The sequence below is a fragment of the Pseudoalteromonas sp. SG45-2 genome, assembly GCF_014164115.1.
Taxonomy (GTDB): domain Bacteria; phylum Pseudomonadota; class Gammaproteobacteria; order Enterobacterales; family Alteromonadaceae; genus Pseudoalteromonas; species Pseudoalteromonas distincta.
Genome location: NZ_JACJEO010000005.1, coordinates 151,674 through 171,312 on the forward strand (window position 1 = coordinate 151,674; position 19,639 = coordinate 171,312).

Annotated in this window: 20 protein-coding genes; 7 read left to right on the forward strand and 13 right to left on the reverse strand. The window is 39.3% G+C overall.

The window, feature by feature from the left end; genetic code table 11:
- The first annotated feature begins 56 nt into the window (after positions 1–56).
- The 3 genes from H5116_RS05000 (at position 57) to H5116_RS05010 (ending at position 3,152) form a co-directional block, all read left to right on the forward strand.
- Positions 57–320 (forward strand): GrxA family glutaredoxin, encoded by a 264-nt coding sequence (locus H5116_RS05000; protein ID WP_024595981.1) that lies wholly within the window; start codon positions 57–59, stop codon positions 318–320.
- 160 nt (positions 321–480) lie between these two features.
- On the forward strand, positions 481–2,325 hold the full coding sequence (locus H5116_RS05005) for a DEAD/DEAH box helicase (protein ID WP_024606656.1): 1,845 nt from the start codon (positions 481–483) through the stop codon (positions 2,323–2,325).
- A 236-nt stretch (positions 2,326–2,561) separates the two neighbouring features.
- Positions 2,562–3,152 (forward strand): membrane protein, encoded by a 591-nt coding sequence (locus H5116_RS05010; protein WP_024596511.1) that lies wholly within the window; start codon positions 2,562–2,564, stop codon positions 3,150–3,152.
- Between the two features lie 76 nt (positions 3,153–3,228).
- Here the strand turns inward: H5116_RS05010 and H5116_RS05015 are convergent, their stop codons facing one another.
- The 9 genes from H5116_RS05015 to prmB form a co-directional block, all read right to left on the reverse strand.
- Positions 3,229–4,782, reverse strand: coding sequence for an AbgT family transporter (locus H5116_RS05015; RefSeq protein WP_182715666.1), 1,554 nt, complete (start codon positions 4,780–4,782; stop codon positions 3,229–3,231).
- Positions 4,783–4,924: 142 nt separating this feature from the next.
- Complete coding sequence (locus H5116_RS05020) at positions 4,925–5,200, reverse strand: YfcL family protein (RefSeq protein WP_024596509.1); 276 nt, start codon at positions 5,198–5,200, stop codon at positions 4,925–4,927.
- A complete protein-coding gene (locus H5116_RS05025; RefSeq protein WP_154903375.1) occupies positions 5,197–6,360 on the reverse strand; it encodes an ATP-NAD kinase family protein in 1,164 nt (387 codons plus the stop codon). The genes H5116_RS05020 and H5116_RS05025 overlap by 4 nt, the downstream gene beginning before the upstream one ends.
- Complete coding sequence (locus H5116_RS05030; protein ID WP_182695803.1) at positions 6,350–6,904, reverse strand: elongation factor P hydroxylase; 555 nt, start codon at positions 6,902–6,904, stop codon at positions 6,350–6,352. The genes H5116_RS05025 and H5116_RS05030 overlap by 11 nt, the downstream gene beginning before the upstream one ends.
- 118 nt (positions 6,905–7,022) lie before the next feature.
- Positions 7,023–7,484, reverse strand: coding sequence for a zinc-ribbon domain containing protein (locus H5116_RS05035; RefSeq protein WP_029753288.1), 462 nt, complete (start codon positions 7,482–7,484; stop codon positions 7,023–7,025).
- Between the two features lie 61 nt (positions 7,485–7,545).
- Entirely contained in the window at positions 7,546–8,193 is a 648-nt protein-coding gene (locus tag H5116_RS05040; protein WP_182715667.1) for a glutathione S-transferase family protein, read from the reverse strand.
- Between the two features lie 106 nt (positions 8,194–8,299).
- Positions 8,300–8,677, reverse strand: coding sequence for a DUF4112 domain-containing protein (locus H5116_RS05045; protein WP_024591638.1), 378 nt, complete (start codon positions 8,675–8,677; stop codon positions 8,300–8,302).
- Positions 8,678–8,796: 119 nt separating this feature from the next.
- Entirely contained in the window at positions 8,797–9,894 is a 1,098-nt protein-coding gene (gene aroC, locus H5116_RS05050; RefSeq protein ID WP_002962170.1) for a chorismate synthase, read from the reverse strand.
- A 64-nt stretch (positions 9,895–9,958) separates the two neighbouring features.
- A complete protein-coding gene (gene prmB / locus H5116_RS05055; protein ID WP_007377743.1) occupies positions 9,959–10,894 on the reverse strand; it encodes a 50S ribosomal protein L3 N(5)-glutamine methyltransferase in 936 nt (311 codons plus the stop codon).
- Between the two features lie 152 nt (positions 10,895–11,046).
- Between prmB and smrB the strand changes: the two genes are divergently transcribed.
- Both smrB and H5116_RS05065 read left to right on the forward strand, forming a co-directional pair.
- Positions 11,047–11,604 carry an endonuclease SmrB gene (smrB, locus tag H5116_RS05060; protein WP_007377742.1) on the forward strand — a complete coding sequence of 186 codons (558 nt, stop codon included), beginning with the start codon at positions 11,047–11,049 and terminating at the stop codon, positions 11,602–11,604.
- Positions 11,605–11,631: 27 nt separating this feature from the next.
- Positions 11,632–12,561 carry an AEC family transporter gene (locus H5116_RS05065; RefSeq protein ID WP_024596734.1) on the forward strand — a complete coding sequence of 310 codons (930 nt, stop codon included), beginning with the start codon at positions 11,632–11,634 and terminating at the stop codon, positions 12,559–12,561.
- Between the two features lies 1 nt (position 12,562).
- On the opposite strand, the gene H5116_RS05070 is transcribed toward H5116_RS05065, so the two are convergent.
- The 3 genes from H5116_RS05070 to sixA are packed head-to-tail and all read right to left on the reverse strand — an operon-like array spanning position 12,563 to position 14,151.
- Positions 12,563–13,300 carry an SDR family oxidoreductase gene (locus H5116_RS05070; RefSeq protein WP_182715668.1) on the reverse strand — a complete coding sequence of 246 codons (738 nt, stop codon included), beginning with the start codon at positions 13,298–13,300 and terminating at the stop codon, positions 12,563–12,565.
- 8 nt (positions 13,301–13,308) lie between these two features.
- A complete protein-coding gene (locus tag H5116_RS05075; protein WP_165743672.1) occupies positions 13,309–13,662 on the reverse strand; it encodes a RidA family protein in 354 nt (117 codons plus the stop codon).
- An 18-nt stretch (positions 13,663–13,680) separates the two neighbouring features.
- Entirely contained in the window at positions 13,681–14,151 is a 471-nt protein-coding gene (gene sixA / locus H5116_RS05080; protein ID WP_024593905.1) for a phosphohistidine phosphatase SixA, read from the reverse strand.
- 191 nt (positions 14,152–14,342) lie between these two features.
- On the opposite strand from sixA, the gene H5116_RS05085 reads away from it, so the two are divergent.
- Both H5116_RS05085 and H5116_RS05090 read left to right on the forward strand, forming a co-directional pair.
- The gene (locus H5116_RS05085) at positions 14,343–17,066 is read left to right on the forward strand and encodes an insulinase family protein (protein WP_182695806.1); all 2,724 of its coding nucleotides are present in this window, start codon (positions 14,343–14,345) and stop codon (positions 17,064–17,066) included.
- A 54-nt stretch (positions 17,067–17,120) separates the two neighbouring features.
- Positions 17,121–19,373: an EAL domain-containing protein gene (locus H5116_RS05090; protein ID WP_154903373.1), complete on the forward strand. Its 2,253-nt coding sequence runs from the start codon at positions 17,121–17,123 to the stop codon at positions 19,371–19,373.
- Here H5116_RS05090 and H5116_RS05095 read toward each other — a convergent pair.
- On the reverse strand, positions 19,370–19,564 hold the full coding sequence (locus H5116_RS05095; RefSeq protein ID WP_024604473.1) for a hypothetical protein: 195 nt from the start codon (positions 19,562–19,564) through the stop codon (positions 19,370–19,372). The two genes, H5116_RS05090 and H5116_RS05095, sit on opposite strands and share 4 nt — an antisense overlap.
- Between the last annotated feature and the right edge of the window lie 75 nt (positions 19,565–19,639).

Sequence of the window (19,639 nt, forward strand, 5' to 3'; positions counted from 1 at the left end):
CTTTAAATAATTTTTCAATCATTTAAACTGATTTTAATCAAATTGAGGAGAAAGCTATGTTAACTGTAATTTTTGGCCGTGAAGGTTGTCCATATTGTGTTCGTGCAAAAGATGTTGCGGAGCAACTATCAAATGAACGTGATGACTTTAAATTTCGCTACATCGATATAATTAAAGAAGGCATTAGTAAAGCCGACCTTGAAAAGTCAGCTGGTAAACCTTGCCCTACCGTTCCACAAATTTTTGTGGATCAAAATCACATCGGTGGATTTACAGAATTTGAAGCTTACGCAAAAGAAAACCTAGGCTTGTACAAATAAGCGTTGTATTAAATATGTTAACCAGTTTAATAAACCCCAAATCAAACTGGTTAAATTTCGACCAACATCAAACACATAGAAATTAGTTTCAATTTATACAAGCATTTGCCTCGCGAATCCTATATAATGCGCGCCTCTTTAAATTCGTTGAGGCGTATTAATGTCAGAACCAGTCACGTTTGAATCTCTAAATCTTTCTCCTGCAATTTTGAAGGCAGTTGAAGAGTTGGGTTACAAGACACCATCTGAAATCCAAGCTCAATGTATACCGTTATTGCTAGAAAGAAAGGACGTACTGGGACTAGCTCAAACGGGTACAGGTAAAACCGCAGCATTTGCACTGCCATTACTAAATAATATTGACCCGTCTGTGAAACAGCCACAGATCCTTGTACTCACACCAACACGTGAGCTTGCGATCCAAGTTGCTGAGGCATTCGAACAATATGCTAAACATGTTCGTGGTATTGAAGTATTGGCACTCTATGGTGGCCAAAGCTACAGTATCCAATTAAGCGCACTTCGTCGTGGCGCTCAGGTTATTGTTGCAACTCCAGGTCGTTTAATCGATCACATTAACCGTGGCACTATCAAGTTTGATGCTCTACAAGCACTTGTACTTGATGAAGCCGATGAAATGTTACGTATGGGCTTTATCGATGATGTAGAAAGCATCATGGAAAAAACACCGCGCGAAAAGCAAACATGTCTTTTCTCTGCGACTATGCCTAAGCAAATTCAAAACATCAGCAGCAAGTATATGAATAACCCTGAACAGGTTCATATTTCTGCGCGTAACTCTACAGTATCATCTGTTGAGCAAGTGTTTTGGAATGCAAGCGTACATAAAAATAAAGCAATTGTTCGCTTCTTAGAAGCTGAGCAATATGAAGGTGCTATTGTTTTCGTACGTACGCGTAACGATACAGTACAACTTGCTGAGTTATTAGAGCGCGAAGGTTTCTCTGCTGCTCCACTTAACGGTGACATGAACCAGCAAGCACGTGAACGCACTGTAGATCGCTTAAAAAGTGGCATGCTAAACATTGTTATTGCAACAGATGTAGCGGCACGTGGTCTTGATGTTGACCGTTTAAGCTTAGTTATCAACTACGATATCCCACAAGATTCTGAAGCCTACGTTCACCGTATCGGCCGTACAGGTCGTGCTGGTCGTACTGGTAAAGCAATCTTATTCGTAAAACATAACGAACGTTATTTACTTAAAAATATCATTCGTCATACGAAGTCTGAAATTGCTCAAGTTGAATTACCTACAGCAAAAATTGTTGAAGAAAAACGTATCGAAGCGTTACAAGCAAAATTAACTATTGCGCTTGAAAACAAAGACATCACGTTCTTTAATGAAGTAGCTACTAACATGGCTGAAAAACTTGATCTTCCTCTTGAAAGCTTAGCGGGTGCGTTACTGTGTTTAGCACAGCAACAATCGCCAATTAAAGTTGAAGAAGTTAAGATTCAACCTCGTGAACGTAACGAGCGTAACGACCGCAATTCACGCAACGATCGTGGTGACCGTGGACGTCGTAACGAACGTGGCGGCGAACGTGGTGGTGAACGCGCTGAGCGTAAACCTCGCGAACGTAACAGCCGTGATGCAGGTCCTATGGATACGTACCGTATCGAAGTAGGTCGTGAACATGGTGTTCAGGTTAAAAATATTGTTGGCGCTATCGCTAACGAAGCTGACATCTCAAGCAAGTTTATTGGTGATATTCGTCTACACGACAATCACAGCACGGTTCAATTACCGCAAAACATGCCTAAAGATGTACTTGATCACTTCCAAAAAGTGTTTATTTGTAAACGCCCTATGGGCTTAACAATTACAACTGATCAAGGTCCTGCTGAACCACGTGGCGAACGCTCTGAGCGTCCAGCTGGTGATAAGAAACGCAGCTTTAATAAAGATGACGGCGCACGCGGTGATAAGCGCAGCGGTCCTCGTAAAGAACGTCGCCCTGTAAGCTTCACAGCTAAATAAACAACGACTCTTTAATAAAAAAACCTTGCCACGAAAGTGACAAGGTTTTTTTGTTTTTAAGCTGCTGCTACAGTGAAAACAAAGTAAACTTTCGCGTCAATTCAATAGCGGCTTGAGATAGTTTTTTTAGCCTGAGTTCGGGTTGCTTAATGCCTATAAATACATTTCTCAGATTTTTAAAATAACAAAAATTCTGTAAACTAGACAAAGGCTATAGTTCACGGACGAATTAAAAATTGAAAAAGATTTACGACAACTTGCTCTTTGTAGCAATAGTACTCCCCATTTTATTATGCATCACTATACCTATTTTAATGGACTTTACAGATCCACCATTCATCTCAAATGAACTATACGACGCTGTTTTCTTTATAACCCTCCCTATTATCTGTTGTGCACTATTTATCTATTTAAATATACTTATATTCAATAAATATAAACGCTGCAGTAAATATAGAGAATCACTTAAATACAATTTCTCAGATACTAAAATAAAATTAGCATCCATTTTCATGTACCCATTATCCCCTTTATTAATCTTTGGAATACTCTATGTTTTTATCTCTGATCCTATTAAATTATGGGCTTACTACACACAAGGCGACTATTGGTATAAAGAATACATCCTGACCGATGTACAAGAGTGTGGCACTGAGTATGAAGATAGCTGTACTCGTTTATACTTCAAAGACCCTAAAACGAATAAGATTCATGATTTTAGGTGGTATGACGATAAGTCTACAATAATGAACAACAAAAATGATTATGTGTATATTGTTGGAGAGGCCAGCTTATTTGGCTATATAGTGAGAGATTTAGAAAGATAACTTAGACTTACTTTTACATTACAGGACTTTTATTTAAAAACCTCACTCAAGTGAGTGAGGTTCATAAAGGTTTAGGCTAAGGCAATGCTGGATAAATGTAGCTTGCATCTAAACCTAAAGGAATACCAAGTGCCCAATAACCTAATAAAAAGATACTCCAGCCAATCATAAAGGCAATTGAGTACGGCAGCATAATAGCAATTAAAGTGCCTATACCGGTGCCTTTGACATACTTTTGACAGTACACCACCACTAATGGGAAGTATGGCATTAACGGTGTAATAATATTAGAGCTTGAGTCACCTACACGATAAGCGGCTTGAGTTAAGTCTGGCGAAATGCCAAGTTGCATTAACATCGGTACAAAAATGGGGCCAAGTAACGCCCATTTTGCTGAACTTGAACCTACAAACAAGTTAACAAAGCCAGTTAAAAAGATAATGCCTACAACCGTTACTGCACTTGGCAATTCCATCGCCTTTAATAACTGCGCACCTTCAATTGCGAGCAGTGCACCTAAATTTGATTTACTAAATGCAGCAATAAATAGCGAACAGAAAAACGCCATGACGATATAATATGCCATGCCGCTCATCGCTTTACTCATAGCATCAATCATATCTTTTGAAGTATTAAAGGTACCTACCGTAAAACCATATACAGTGCCTGGGATCCAAAAAAGTAAAAATATTAGTGGTACAATTGATTGCATTAAAGGAGAGCTAAAATTAGTAAGGGATCCGTCACTACTGCGCATTGCAGAATCGTCTGGAGCAGAGACAAATGCTAATAACGCAAGTCCAGCAATCATCACGGTACTGGCTATATAAAAGGCACGTTTATCATCACTACGTGCATCTTCAAATACAGGTAAATCCTCTTTAGCACCATCAACTGCTGTTTTTTGTAAACGTGGTTCAATAATTTTATCGGTAATGTACCAGCCTAATGCCACAATAAATAAGCTAGATGCTGAAGCAAATGCCCAGTTATTTAACGGGTTAATTGTTATTGCAGGATTAATTATTTGCGCCGCACTTTGGGTAAAGCTTTGTAGCAATGGGTCGATACCCGATGGAATAAAGTTAGCCCCAAAACCACCACTGACTCCTGCAAATGCAGCTGCAATACCCGCAAGCGGATGGCGTCCTGCTGCATAAAATATAACACCGGCAAGTGGAATAACTAATACATAACCTGCGTCAGTAGCGGTATGGCTCACAATGGCCACTAAAATGATTGAAGGCGTTAATAGCTTTTTAGGAGTAACTTTAAGCATTAACTTAAGGCCGGTATTAATAAATCCCGAATGCTCTGCAACACCGACACCTAACATAGCTACTAAAACGACACCTAAGGGAGCAAAGCCAGTAAAGGTTTTTACCATAGAGGATAAAAAAGTAGCGAGCGAATCACTTGCCAGCATATTATTAATAATAATCGCTTCACCGGTACGTGGGTCTATTGCATCAAAGCTCACGCCTGAAAACCACCACGACAAAAACCAAATTAATAACATTGCAAATAGAAATATTACGGCTGGATCTGGGAGCTTATTTCCTACTCGCTCAACAAAATTTAAAGAACGCGCTACAACCCCTGAAGGTAAAGCGTCTTGATTATTATTCATTTTTATTGTTCCTAAAATTTATTTTAGTAACAATATCGCATAAAAACAAAACAGTAAATTAACATGGGAATGTGCTTTAAAAGTTTTGGGCACAAAAAAACACGATAGTGATAAACAAATCGTGTTTTTTTGCCACTTAGGGTTAAGCGAGGGCTTTAACTTCATCCCACAAGCGTGCAACTAATGCCTTGTCTTCTTCGTTAAGCTCGCCGTTGCGATATGCTTTAACTAAGCTTTGCTCTACAGTTTCATTTAGCTCATCTATACTGATTGTCAGCTTTTCTACTTCGGCATAACCAACTGCAAGATCAAAATGACCTCGTAAATAGCCGCCAGCAAATAACTCATCGTCAGTTGCTTTTATTACTAAATCATCGAAGTACTGCTGGGCTGCATCGATATAGTTCACTAAACTCATTTATTAATCTCCTGGTTTTGCAAAGCACCTGTATTTTCAAGGTTTTGGTGCCCTACTGCATACATAATATGGTCGTTAAATCCGGTGGTTACTTTAATATAACCGGTTAATTCATCATCTAATTCGCCATCGCCTGTATCACAAATAAGGGGGCGACCATTAAGCGCTAGTAGTTTTGTTTTTGTTGCTACTACAATAATATTTTCTTTGCCAATTGCGCGTATAAGCAAAGGACTCAATTGCTGGTTACCACGGCCAAATATATGCCCTTGCCCGCCAATGAGCGTAATGACTAACTTAGTACTTTGATCATGTGTAAGCTCAAGCAATTGCTTAGCCGTTAAATCTTGGGCAACTAAGGTTTGATCTTTTATTAAATCAACACCAAGTAACGTATTTTCAAGCCCCATTTCTTCCATTATGGCTTCAACCGTTGAGCCGCTACCCATAATATAAAATGTGTCTTCATCCATTTGCGATACAACATGCGCTGCAATGTCGGCAAGTACGAGTTCGTCGGTTTCTTTACCGCCATTTTTAACCGCTTGCATATAGCGTACTTCGCTAGGTGTTTGCATTTCGCCGTAGCGTTTGGCTTTTACTGTGCCTTGCCTGAAAGCATCTTCATCTATATCCATTACATCTGCATCGGCTAAGGTAACTAACTCCCCCTTAACCAGCATTTCGACTACGCGCCCTGCAGCCTTTGGCGTGATAGCGTAAACACCAGAATGAATTTTACAACCTGCGGGAATACCAAGTACGGGAATGGTATCCTCTATTGCATGGCAAATGTTACGTGCTGTACCGTCGCCTCCGGCAAATAAGACTAAATCAACACCAGAGTTTTTAAGTATTTTTGCGGCTTGTTCTGTGTCATCTGGGGTTGTTATTGCAGAAGTGTTATATACAACCTCTACATTAAAGCCCAAAGCTTTTGCTGTTTGCTCACCCATGTCACCGTTAACAGTGTAAATGGTTAAGCGTTCTTTATAAGGTAATAGCACCTCAAGCGCTGCTTTTGTTCGGCTATTTGCTTTTGGCTCTGCGCCTAACTCTATTGCTTTTGCCGCTGTGTGTGCGCCATCACTGCCTTTTAAAGCGACTGTGCCACCTAAACCTGCTACAGGGTTTACAATTAAGCCTAATTTAAACGCCATTACAAAGCTCCTTTGGATGTTGCCACTTAAATTGCTGCGCTGTTAAGGGCCACGGTGTATTGTAAAAATCACACACTGCTTTTAAAAGTGACTCTGTACGAGAGTTAAAGCCATTTTCGATTAGCGATAATACCCGTGCATATACTCGCTGCTGAAAATCAAACCGACACGTTTGCTCGCCGTTTAAATTATCCACCGACACATTAAAATTAAACCCTGCTGCGGTACTTAATAACCACTCTATAGCTTGGGGCTTTATTTCTACCTTTTCAAACTCAGCTTGTTTTTGTTTGTCGCGCCCATCAGGGCAGTACCAATAGCCGTAGTCTTCTAATAACCGACGTGCATCACCGGCCACCAGCCAGTGTGCTATTTCATGTAATGCACTGGCATAAAAACCATGCGCAAATACAACCTGGTGATATGGCACCTGCTCTGTTGCTGGTAAATACACAGGCTCACAATCGCCTTTTATCAGTCGTGTATTGTGACTTTGATAAAAAGTGCGCTCAAAAATTGAAATTAGATCAGCTATTTGATGCATAAAAATTGATTAATTCGTCTCGGTTACAGCGCCATATTAGCGCACTAAAAACGAGACGAATTGTACGGGCTTTTACAACTAAAGTAAAAATAAGGCGTGATAGTAAAATATAAGCGGATTAATCTTTCACTTTATTGATATTTTTAATAATACCTAAACAGTAAAGCGTATTGGCAAGTTCTTTACGCTGTGTTTTTTCACTTGAGGTTTTATTGGCTAAGCTAGTTAACATATCGTACCGTTTACGTAGAGTTAGTATATATCTGGCATGCTTACGGCATTCAAAACAACGTGTACAGTGTGAATCGACCCAAAAATCAAGTACCTCAAACCAATATTGCTGCTCTTGAGCAAAAAAAATAAATGCCTTAGAGCAACTTTCGCACTTCTCTTCAATATCAACATAAAGTGCCCGAGGGTCAATGGCATAGTTTTGCTTTTTTATATCTGCCAATATTACCGTATTAGGGAAGTATTTAAGCCTCGAGTAACGCCAGTGCGCATTCTCTATCGCCTCTATTGTCACTGAGGTATTGGTAGTTATCGGTTTATTGCCATACCTTGGGTGATTTAGATACATGAGCAGCCTAGTTTAAACTTATGATTTTAAGGCACATAACATGCCATATGAAAAACAATAATTATACAGGCGTTCCTGCTTCATCACACTCTACAATATCGGTTTCGGTTAATGCCTGAGTGATCCATGCTTGCAATACGGGGCAACGCATAACAAAGTCACAATATTGTTGCGCCTCTGGCGATAACGTAATTTGATACGTTTTTAAACGCAATACAATAGGTACGTACATAGCATCAGCAATACTAAAGTCACCAAAAAACCACTCGTTTGGAAACACATCTTGTTGCTGTGCAAATATCTCGTCTATACGGGCTATGTCTTTTAATGCTTCGCTCGATAGGTCTACTTTACGGGTAGCTCTTATATTCATTGGCACTTCGCTGCGCAGCGCCATAAAGCCTGAATGCATTTCAGCGCTTAGCGCACGCGCTTTAGCTCTTTGGGTAATATATTTTGGCCATGCAGCGCCTGATAAGTAAGCATCGTTAATATATTCACAAATTGCTAGTGAATCCCAAACCTGTAAATCGCCATCAATTAACGCTGGAACTTTTTGCACAGCAAAGGTCTTTTTTAGTTCACTGTAAAAATCAGGGGTGTCGAGTACCAGCTGGGTTTCACTAAACTCAACATCAAATTTACTCATTAAATACCATGCGCGTAATGACCAGCTGGAGTAGTTTTTATTACCGATAAATAATTGCATATTGTAAATACCAAAGTGAATAGACGCTCCTACCTTACTAGGTGATTAAACAACCAACAACATTTTGTTTAAAGTCTCTTTGCTAACGGTTACTTAAAGCTATTAATTACTCACTTAACTGCTTGTTTAAATGTTTTTTTAATAGTTGTGTATTACGCGTATTAGCTTTAAAAAACGCATCAAATATATCGCCAAAAAACGGCACTAAGCCGCCCACAAAGTCAATGAGCATATTGATAATCATCTTAGTCTTTATACGTTTACTCACACCTAAACGCTGCGCTTCTATAAGCACATAGCTTGATAAAATTAGCCCTGCGGCATCACCTATAACGGGAATTAAACCAATCACAGCCTCTAGGCCTATATTAAATTTAGTAAAAGGAATACCAATGCTGCTATCCGTTAACTTACTGAAACGTTCTAAGCGGGCTATTGCAGCCTGGGCTTTTATTTGTGAGTGTTCATTAATATTATCGTTCATGATTACTACCCTCCTTCTTGCAGTATATAGGACCTACTTGAACAACTCCTGAAAGGCTTTAAACTAAATTACAGACATAAAAAAACGCGGTAATCCGCGTTTTTTATAATTATAAATACTTAAACAGAGCCGTTAATTGGGCCGTGCTGATGATTTACATGCGGATTTTGTCCGCGTTGACGCAGTAAATGGTCCATTAATGTAATAGCCATCATTGCCTCAGCAATCGGGATTGCACGAATACCTACACACGGGTCGTGACGACCTTTAGTGATCATCTCAACCGCTTCGTTGCTTGTATTAATGCTGTTACCTGGAATAGTAATGCTCGACGTTGGCTTAAGCGCAATAGAAGCAATAATATCTTGCCCTGTCGAAATACCCGCAAGTACGCCACCTGCATGATTTGATGTAAAACCCTCAGGGGTTAGTTCATCACGATGCTCAGAGCCTTTTTGCTCAACTACGTCAAAGCCATCACCAATTTCAACGCCTTTAACAGCGTTAATACTCATTAATGAATGTGCAAGTTCGGCGTCAAGACGGTCAAATACTGGCTCTCCAAGACCAACAGGTACATTGCTTGCCACTACTTTTACTTTAGCGCCAACTGAGTCACCTTGCTTTTTAAGGTCACGCATATATTCGTCAAGCGCTTCAAGCTTACTTGCATCAGGGAAGAAGAATAAGTTATTTTCCACTTCATCCCAGTCAAACGTTTCCGCCTTAATAGGGCCAAGCTGACTTAAACATGCTTTAACTTCAATCCCATGAAATTGCTTTAAGTATTTTTTAGCAATAGCACCTGCCGCTACGCGTATCGCGGTTTCACGTGCAGATGAACGACCGCCACCGCGATAATCGCGCAAGCCGTACTTATGCCAATACGTGTAATCGCCATGACCTGGGCGAAATACATCTTTAATTTTGCCGTAATCTTGCGAGCGTTGATCGGTATTTTCAATCAATAAACCAATGCTGGTACCTGTGGTTTTACCTTCAAAAACGCCTGCTAATATTTTTATTTGATCACTTTCACGGCGCTGCGTTGTGTAACGGCTTTGGCCTGGTTTTCGGCGATCTAAATCAATTTGTAAGTCGGCCTCTGTGATTTCAAGACCTGCGGGAGTACCATCAACAACGCCGCCTAATGCAACGCCGTGGCTCTCACCAAAGGTGGACACTTTAAATAACTGCCCAATGCTATTACCTGCCATTAACTTTCCTCATTCCTAATGACTACCAATAGCCAAGCACAGGGCTTGGCTATTCATTTTTTACTTATTTTGCAAAATACTCATCTAGCTGCTTTTTACTAATTACAAATACACCTAAGCCGCCTTGTTCAAATTCAATCCATTCAAACGGCGCGCCCGGATACAGTGCATCCATATGTACCATAGAGTTACCAACTTCTACAAATAACAAACCGTTATCAGTTAGATGTTCACTCGCTTCGCTCAATATAGTACGGGTTACATCTAAACCATCGTGGCCTGATGCAAGCCCAAGCTCTGGCTCATGATGAAATTCGCGTGGTAAGTCAGCCATATCTTCTGCATCAACATACGGTGGGTTTGCTACTATAAGGTCGTATTTTTGACCTGGTACACCGCTAAATACATCAGACTGAATAGGTAACACGCGATCACTCAACATGTAATCGTTAATGTTAATGTCTGTCACTTCAAGCGCTTCATACGATATATCTACCGCATCAACTTGTGCCTGCTCAAAAGCTTGCGCAAGTGCAATTGCGATACAACCCGAACCCGTACATAAATCTAATATACGGTTTACCGATTGTGGCTCTTCAAGCCACGGCGTAAAGCGGTTACTAATAAGCTCGGCAAATGGTGAGCGAGGTATAAGTACACGTTCATCAACATAAAACGGCATACCCGCAAACCATGCAATGTTTGTTAAGTAAGGTACTGGTGTGCAGTCGTTAATACGTTCTGCAATAAGACCCGCAAGTCGGTTTTTTTCTGTGCTTGTTAAACGCGCGTGCATTAATTCTTTTGGCGCATCAACAGGCAAGCTAAGCGCAGGCAGTAATAAGCTTACAGCTTCATCCCATGCGTTATCTGTACCGTGTCCAAAAAATATACTACTACTTGCAAATTGGCTTGTAGTCCAACGTAACCAGTCATGTAAAGTTGACAGTTCTGCAACGGCTTCTTCGAGTGTTGCTTCTTCTATTTGTAAATCGCTCATATATTTTTACCTGTATTAGCTTACTGACTGTTTTGAGTCTTTAAGACGATTGCATTGCCTATCTGCGCTGGGCAAATTACAATTGCCCCTCATTTAAGTATTGTACCGCCTTTTGCGCTGCGTTTTTACGTTTTTTTGTTTAGGTAATAGTTATGAAAAAAGACACTCCATCACATTCGTCCCTAAGCAATGACGACATAAGCTTATTTCGTCAAACGATCACAGGCGCCAAAGTATTTAAACAAGATACTCATCGTTTTGATACAAAGCCTAAGGTGTCACAAGCTAAGCAATTTGCCCAGCAAAAAAAGCAGGCTCAATCTGAATTTTTCTTCTCAGACGTTTATATTCCCGATATAGACACCCACGGCACGGTTAAATATGTAAAACCTGGCCAAGATACTTTCCTAGCTAAACAGCTTCGCCGTGGTGACTTTGCACCCGATTTGACGCTAGATTTACACGGCTTAAATAAAGAACTTGCTAAAGATGAACTCGCTGGACTCATTCACGAATGTAAAAAGCAGCATTATTATTGTGCATGTGTAGTGCATGGTATTGGTGGCGGTGTACTAAAGCACAAAGTACCGCAGTATTTAGTACAGCACCCTGACGTAATAGCGATGCACCAAGCCCCTCTCGAATATGGTGGAAGAGGCGCTGTACTTATTTTAATTAATTTACCGCAAAGTGATGAATTTAGACGCTAACTTTAGCCATTACTAGGATGTAACTACGTGCATATTTTTTCAATTATTTTTCCGCTCATTTTTATTGTTGCGCTGGGTTATAGCTGCTGCCGATTAAAATTTTTCGACAAGCAGCATATCGCAGGCCTGAGTAAGTTTACTTTTTATATTAGTTTGCCTGCTTTTTTATTATTAAATATGTCGCAAATTAACTTACAGCAAAGTATTAGCCTTTTTGCATTTTTGAGCTTTTACATACCTGTTTTGAGTGTATTTGGGGTGGGTATATTAATTGATCGCTTTTATTTAAGTAAAAAACATTTAAAAAACTACCAACAACACGGTGTATTTGGACTTGCTTCTAGCTATTCAAATATGGTGTTAGTGGGTATTCCTATTGTTATTGCCTCGCTTGGCAAAGAAATGATAGCCATTGCATTTATGATCATTACTTTTCATAGCACATTGTTATTTGCACTTACATTTTTAATAGGCGCTAAAGGTAGCAGCGATAAATTTTCGTGGTCGCACTTTGGAAAAAGTATGGTACTAAATCCTATTGTACTGAGTATTGGGTGCGGGCTTATATTAAACATATTAGGAGTTACACTGTTTACCGACTTAGCAAATAGTTTGGAGCTATTAGCTAAACCAGCAATTGCCTGTGCGCTATTTGTACTTGGTGCTAATTTAGCTTTTTATAAAATAGCTGCAAATTGGCAACCGGCGTTAATAGCATCAATTTTAAAAATATTTTTATTGCCTGCGCTAGTTTTATTGGTAGGCACCTATGTATTTAAGCTAGACACGCAAATACTTAATGTATTGGTACTTTTAAGTGCGTCCCCTGTTGGCGTAAATGCTTATCTTATTGCGACTCAAATAAAGCAGCATGAAGCTACTCTTGCTGGGGCTGTCGTACTTTCTACTATCTTAAGTGTTATTAGCTTTACGTTTTGGCTAGCTTTATTACTTTAGCTTACAAACCGCCGGCTACATCAACAAAGCTACCCGTTGTAAAAGAAGCGTGCTCTGAAGCTAAAAAGTAAATTGCTGCAGCAACTTCCTCGGGTGTACCGCCTCTGCCAAGGGGTAATTTACTTTTAAGACGATCGACTCGATTTTTTTCACCGCCATCGCTATGCATATCAGTGTAAATAAGCCCTGGTCTAACCGAGTTAACTCGAATACCTTTACTTGCCACCTCTTTTGCCAAGCCAATAGTAAATGTGTCCATTGCACCTTTAGATGCTGCATAATCAATGTACTCATTAGGAGAGCCCGTTTTAGCTGCCCCCGATGAAACATTAACAATACTACCGTCATTTCCCATTCGCTTTATTGCCTCTCGGCTACATAAAAAAGCACTGGTAATATTTGTAGTCAAAACTTCGTTTATGCGCTCAGCACTCATTTCTAACAAGGGCATTTGTGGTTTTAAAATACCGGCGTTATTTATTAGTACATCAAGTTGACCAAAGACTTTATCTATATGCATAAATAAAGCTAAAACGTCAGCCTCTAGTGACACGTCACCTTGAATTACTTCAGCCTCAACTCCTAATTGCTTTACTTTTTCTGCCACCAATATTGCACTAGCTAAATCTGCTTTATAATTAATGCAAACATTATAACCGTGCTTTGCAAAATATAGTGCGGTAGCTGCGCCAATACCTCGGCTAGAGCCTGTGATAAGTACAACGGGGGAGCGATTCATTAAAGCTATTATTCTTTTAAAGCTGCGACTACTGAAATTTCAACAAGTAGTGCTTCACGTGCCATTTTAGCTTCCACACAGGCACGTGCTGGTGCATAACCCTCGGGTACCCATGCATCCCATACTGCATTCATATCAGCAAAGTATTCCATGCTCTTTACATAAATAGTCGCGCTAAGCATATGTTCTTTTGAACTCCCTGCTTCATCAAGCAGCGCCTCTACTTTATCAAGCATAGTTTGAGTTTGCTCTTTAATACCTTTTTGCGCGTCGGCGCATACCTGCCCACATAAATAAACAGTGCCGTTGTGTTTTACTATGCGGCTCATGCGCGCACCTGTTTGTAAGCGTTCTATCGTCATAATACTTTTCTCAATTATTTAAAGGTTTTCTGGGGCATTTATACTTATATAACTACTACGCTGGGTTTGCTCATCATAACTAATAACAGCAACAGCACCTGTATTAAAAATTGGCATATTACCAGGGCTTAATTGGTCCACTAAATAACTTACAATAGGCATGTGTGCCACTATAAGCCATGTGTTGCATTGGGGATGAGTAGCAATAAGCGTTTCAAGATAGTCAGCAGCAATTTGAGGTTTGCCTTCGGGGATAATATCGGATGTGGTTTCACTAAATTTAAATACGTTATTTTTAGCCACACCTGCAGCTGTTTGCTGTGCACGAATGTAAGGACTAACTAACAGTGCATCAGGGCAATGTGCTTTACTGAGCCAAAGGCCCATTTTTTCAGCTTCATCGTGCCCTGCTTGGGTTAAATTTCTACCTGCATCATCAGCCTGCATGGGTGTTGCTTCGCCGTGGCGCATTATTAGGATTGTTTTCATAAAAAATCAACCGATTAAAGAATATAAAACAGTAGCCAGTTTGCCCATTTGTCAGCTATATTAACAACATAAATCTATTTATTTCTAAATAATTCTTTCATGAGATTCAGGTAAATCTTTAAGCTGTATTTCGCTTTCCTGAAGCCATCATCTGTTGTTAACAAGTAAACGTTTAGTTTCAGGAGCATCATTTGAATATCAGCCGCAATGATAACAGAGCATACCGCGCCTTTACACTGGACAATGGTCTAAAAGTACTATTAGTGCAAGATAAAGATTCTACAAAAGCGGCAGCATCAATGGCAGTTAACGCCGGGCATTTTGACGATCCTCTTGATAGGCAAGGCCTAGCACACTTTTTAGAGCACATGCTTTTTTTAGGCACTGACCAATACCCAGATTCAGGCAGTTTTAATAATTTTGTTTCGCAAGCTGGCGGGAACACTAACGCGTGGACTGGCACTGAGCATACCTGTTACTTTTTTGATATCAATAACCAAGAATTTGAACAGGCGCTTACCCAATTTAGCCGTTTTTTTATTGCGCCACTTTTAAATTCAGCCGAAACAGAAAAAGAACGCAACGCAATTGAAGCCGAGTTTAAACTAAAAATAAAAGACGATGGTCGCCGTATTTATCAAGCCCACAAAGAAACGGTAAATCCAGCTCATCCATTTGCTAAATTTTCTGTAGGAAACCTACAAACCTTAGCTGACAGAGAGCGCTGTATTAGTGATGAGCTTCGCGACTTTTTTAATAGTCAGTACCAAGCTCAGTGGATGACTTTAGTTATTTGCGCAAACGAAACATTAAACACACTACAAAGCTGGGCACAAACTTACTTTGGCGCAATTAAGGGTAATAAAAACCTCAAAAAGCCAGAGATCAGTGAGCCACTCTATCGCAAACAAGACATAGGAAAAATACTTCATATTGAGCCGCATAAGCATATGCAAAAACTTATCATAAGTTTTGCTATGCCTAATATTGACGACTTTTATCGCCACAAAACAGTGAGTTTTATTGCCCATTTACTTGGCTATGAAGGCGCGGGTTCCCTTTATTCTATTTTAAAAGAGCAAGGCTGGATAAACGCGCTTTCTGCTGGCGGTGGTATTAATGGCAGCAACTTTAAAGACTTTAATATTAGTTTAGCGCTTACCGATGAAGGTATTGAATACTTCGAAGACATTATTGAAATGGTGTTTGAATACATTTGCTTAATTAACGATAACACCGAAAAATTGCCGCGCTTATACCAAGATAAAAAAAATCTATTACAAATAGCATTCGATAACCAAGAAAAGTCACGCTTGATTGATTGGGTCAGTAATTTAAGCATTAATATGCAGCATTACGACGAAGCAAATTACGTGCAAGGCGACTATTTAATGGAAGGCTTTAAAAAAGCGACCCACGAAATGGCCATGCAGTGGTTAACGCCACATAATATGCGCATCGTACTTATACATCCAGATGTAGAGCCTGAACATAAAACCGCATGGTACAACACACCATATAAAGTAGAACATATTTCACCTAATTGGCTTGATGCACTTAGCGAGATAAATAAACCGCTGAGCGAAATGCTGCTGCCTACCGCTAATCCTTATTTGACAAAAGAAGTGGTGTTATTTGATGTCATAAAACCACAAACGAAACCCGAGTTATTAGTAAAAGAACCCGGTTTTGACTTTTGGTTTAAACAAGACAACACATTTCGTGTTGCTAAAGGTCATTTTTATTTGGCCATGGATTCTGATTTTGCCGTAAAAGATGTAAAGCATATGGCACTCACCCGCTTATTTACAGATTTATTTATGGATAGCGTAGGCGAGCAATTTTATCCTGCAGAACTTGCAGGACTTAGCTACCACTTAACCTCGCATCAAGGTGGATTAACTCTACATACCGCTGGGCTTTCATCCAGTCAGTTAGAGCTTGTTGATCAATTAATAGATGCTTTATTTAATGTAGAAATTTGTGCAAAACGCTTTGCTGAATATAAAAAACAACTTGTAAGGCATTGGCGCAATAGCAACCAAAACAAACCAGTCAGTGAGTTATTTAGTATTTTAGGCGCAAAAATAATGCCTTGGAACCCTCAACCTGGGGAGCTTGCATCGGCATTAAAAAACACCTGTTTTCAGCAATTTAATGAGTTCAGAACAGACTTTTTTAAAGCACTACATGTTGAATCATTTTTACATGGTAACTGGCAGCAAAGTGATGCATTAGCCTTTCAAAAAAAGGTCGCCGAACACCTAAAAAACGCAGCCATAATTGAAGATTTAAGACGCCCCCTTTTTGAAATTAAAAAAGTAACTCGCTACGAGTTAGAACTTCCTTGTAGCGACCATGCCATGGTAGTTTACTATCAGGCGCAAACGGATTGCGTGGCCGAAAAAGTAAAAATGATGGCGTTAAATCATTTAATTAATCAAGATTACTTTAACGAATTACGAACAACACAACAGCTAGGTTATTTAGTGGGCGCAGGTTATGCACCTTTTAATACTCGTGCTGGAATAGCATTTTATGTGCAGTCACCTAAGTTTGATGCAAAAACATTATTGCATCGTCATAACAGCTTTATTAAAAAATACCTTGATAACATTGATGCACTTGATGAAAACGATTGGCAACAGCAAAAACATGGCCTTAGTACTCATATTGCAGAAAAAGATAAAAACTTGCGCCTGCGCTCACAACGGTTATGGCTTGCTATTGGTAACAGAGATCACGAATTTCATATGCAGCAGCGACTTTTAGATGCCCTAAACGCACTAACACTAAGAGAAGTAAAAGTTTATGCACTAAGCCTATTTGATGATAATAGACCAAGATATGAGCTTTTAAGCTCGGCGAAAGTCAGTAAATCTCAAAATATGCCCGTTTACTCTCAATCTCTTTGACTCTAGGTTTAGCTTGTTTTAAATTATCATTTGTAAATTAGAAGTAATCAAAAAATGATAAAAACAATAATAAAACTAAGCATGCTTGTAGTACTTGCTTACTCATTTGAGCTTTTTGCCTTTGAGTCATCACTTAATTACAACTCAGACAATATACTTATACTAGCAAGCGCCATTATATCGCTTGCTTTGCCCTACCTGTTATTTGTAATCCATAAACTTAGACGTTCACGCCGCCAACTTCGACTTTCGGAAAAACGCCTTAAAAGTACCGTAGAAGGTAGCGGCGATACACTTTGGGACTGGAACATAAAAACAGGCGAAGTTATTCGTATTAACGATAAGTATTTAATGGACTCAACTACGTTAATGGGGTTTCCACCAAATAAAGGCCTTATCCATCCTCACGATATTAATAACGTTGAGCACTTGCTAAAAGTGCACTTTGCAGAGCAGTCTGCTTTTTTTGAAGCCACCTACCGAATCAAAGATACTTTTGGTCGTTGGCACTGGGTGCTCGATCGCGGAAAAATAATTGAAAAAGACGCCAACTTATCCCCCCTTAGAATGACAGGTACCGTTCGCGATATATCACAGTTAAAATCAACTGAAGAGCGCTTAAACCTTTTTGCAAAATGTGTTGAGTCGCTTACTGACGCCTTAGCAATTTACGATAAAAACTTTAAACTGGTTGATATAAACCCTAGCTTTTTAACCTTGTTTGGTGGCGTACGCGAACAATACTTAGGAAAAGATTTTAGCCTATCTGGGTATGAGCCAAGCTACACAAACAGAATTATTGAAATAGTAAAAGAGCGCGAACATATTCAACAAGAAGTGAAGCTTCGTAATAGTGAGCGTATTTTATTACCGATAGAAATATCCATAGATGAAATTAAAAACGATCAAAATCAAATAACTAATTATGTCGTTGTATATTCAGATTTAACAGAGCGTAAAAAAGCAGAATCGCAATTACATAACTTATCGAATCGAGATCGCACAACCAGTCTGCCTAACCGAAATTTATTTTTTACTGATTTGCATAAACTAGTAAAACTCAATTCGCATCACGCCTTGCTTGTATTCGATTTAGATAACTTTAAAAAAATAAATGACTCGTTAGGACATCAGCTAGGTGACAGCTTATTAGCTAAACTAGCAATGCGCTTAAATAAACTAACCCGCGAAAATGATGTGTTTTATCGTTTAGGCGGCGATGAGTTTGCTCTGGTAATGTCTGACACTAACGACATACATGTAATTACACGCATGGCTAAACAGTTTTTAGCAGCCATTGCTACACCATTTAAAATGGCAGGCCACGAACTGGCAATCACCTCAAGTGTAGGTATTGTATTATTCCCTGAAGACGGTAATACGCCAGAGCTTTTATTAAAAAATGCAGATACCGCCATGTATCATGCTAAAAAGAAAGGTAACAGCTACCTATTTTTTAACGACACGATGAACCGTCAAGCCGTTAAACGACTGCAAATTGAAAACCTCATGCGCTTTGGTTTAAAAGAAGACCATTTTGAAGTGTACTACCAACCAAAAATGAATATTCGCACAGGCAAGCTAACCGGAATGGAAGCATTAGTGCGCTTTATTACACCCAAAAAAGGCATTATTAGTCCGGGAGTTTTTATACCTATAGCCGAGGAAACGGGCCAAATAATTGAAATTGGTGAGGTGGTATTAAACAAAGCCTGCAGAGACGTAAAAGAATGGCTAGATAGCGGTTTATTTAGCGGCCGAGTAGCTGTCAACTTATCAGCAAAGCAATTTAGCCTCCCCGATTTAACCTCTCGTATTGACGTTATTTTGCAAAAAAATGAATTACCTTCTTACTTTTTAGAGCTTGAAATAACAGAAGGTACTGTAATGGATGACCCTAAAGAAGCCATTGCAATTATGCGTTCGTTAAGTGCCCGAGGTATTCATTTAGCAATGGATGATTTTGGTACTGGTTATTCATCATTAGCGTATTTAAAGCAATTTCCGCTTAATACACTTAAAGTAGACAAAGCATTTATAGATGACATGACCAACGAACGTGGCCGTAATATGGTCGACTCAATAGTCACTATTGCGCATAACCTTGATTTACATGTAGTGGCTGAAGGTGTAGAACAAGCCCATCAAATTGATATACTCAAAAAGCTTAATTGCGAAACAGTACAAGGTTATTATTATTCCAAGCCACTATCAAAAAGTGAATTTACTGAATTTTTAAAGCAGCAACAAACTAAAGCAGCCCCAAGCTTAATTAGAAAAAATAAAAATGTGGCGTCGATAAATTAAGGGCGCCATATACACGCATTTATTCCTACATTTCTAACTAAAGCGCGACGATAATGTAGATTAAACAAGCACCAGGCTACAGGTCCAAGTAAACCGCCTAAAATCAGCCATCGTTTAATTGGCATGCCTTTTTTAATGGTTTCTAAATACATTAAAGCTATAAATGCACTGCTTAGTAAAACTATAAACAAAGCTCCCCCTTAAAGTTGCTCAAAAATACGGCGCTTATTCTAACGCTAACGTGATTAAATTTAAAGCAACAAATC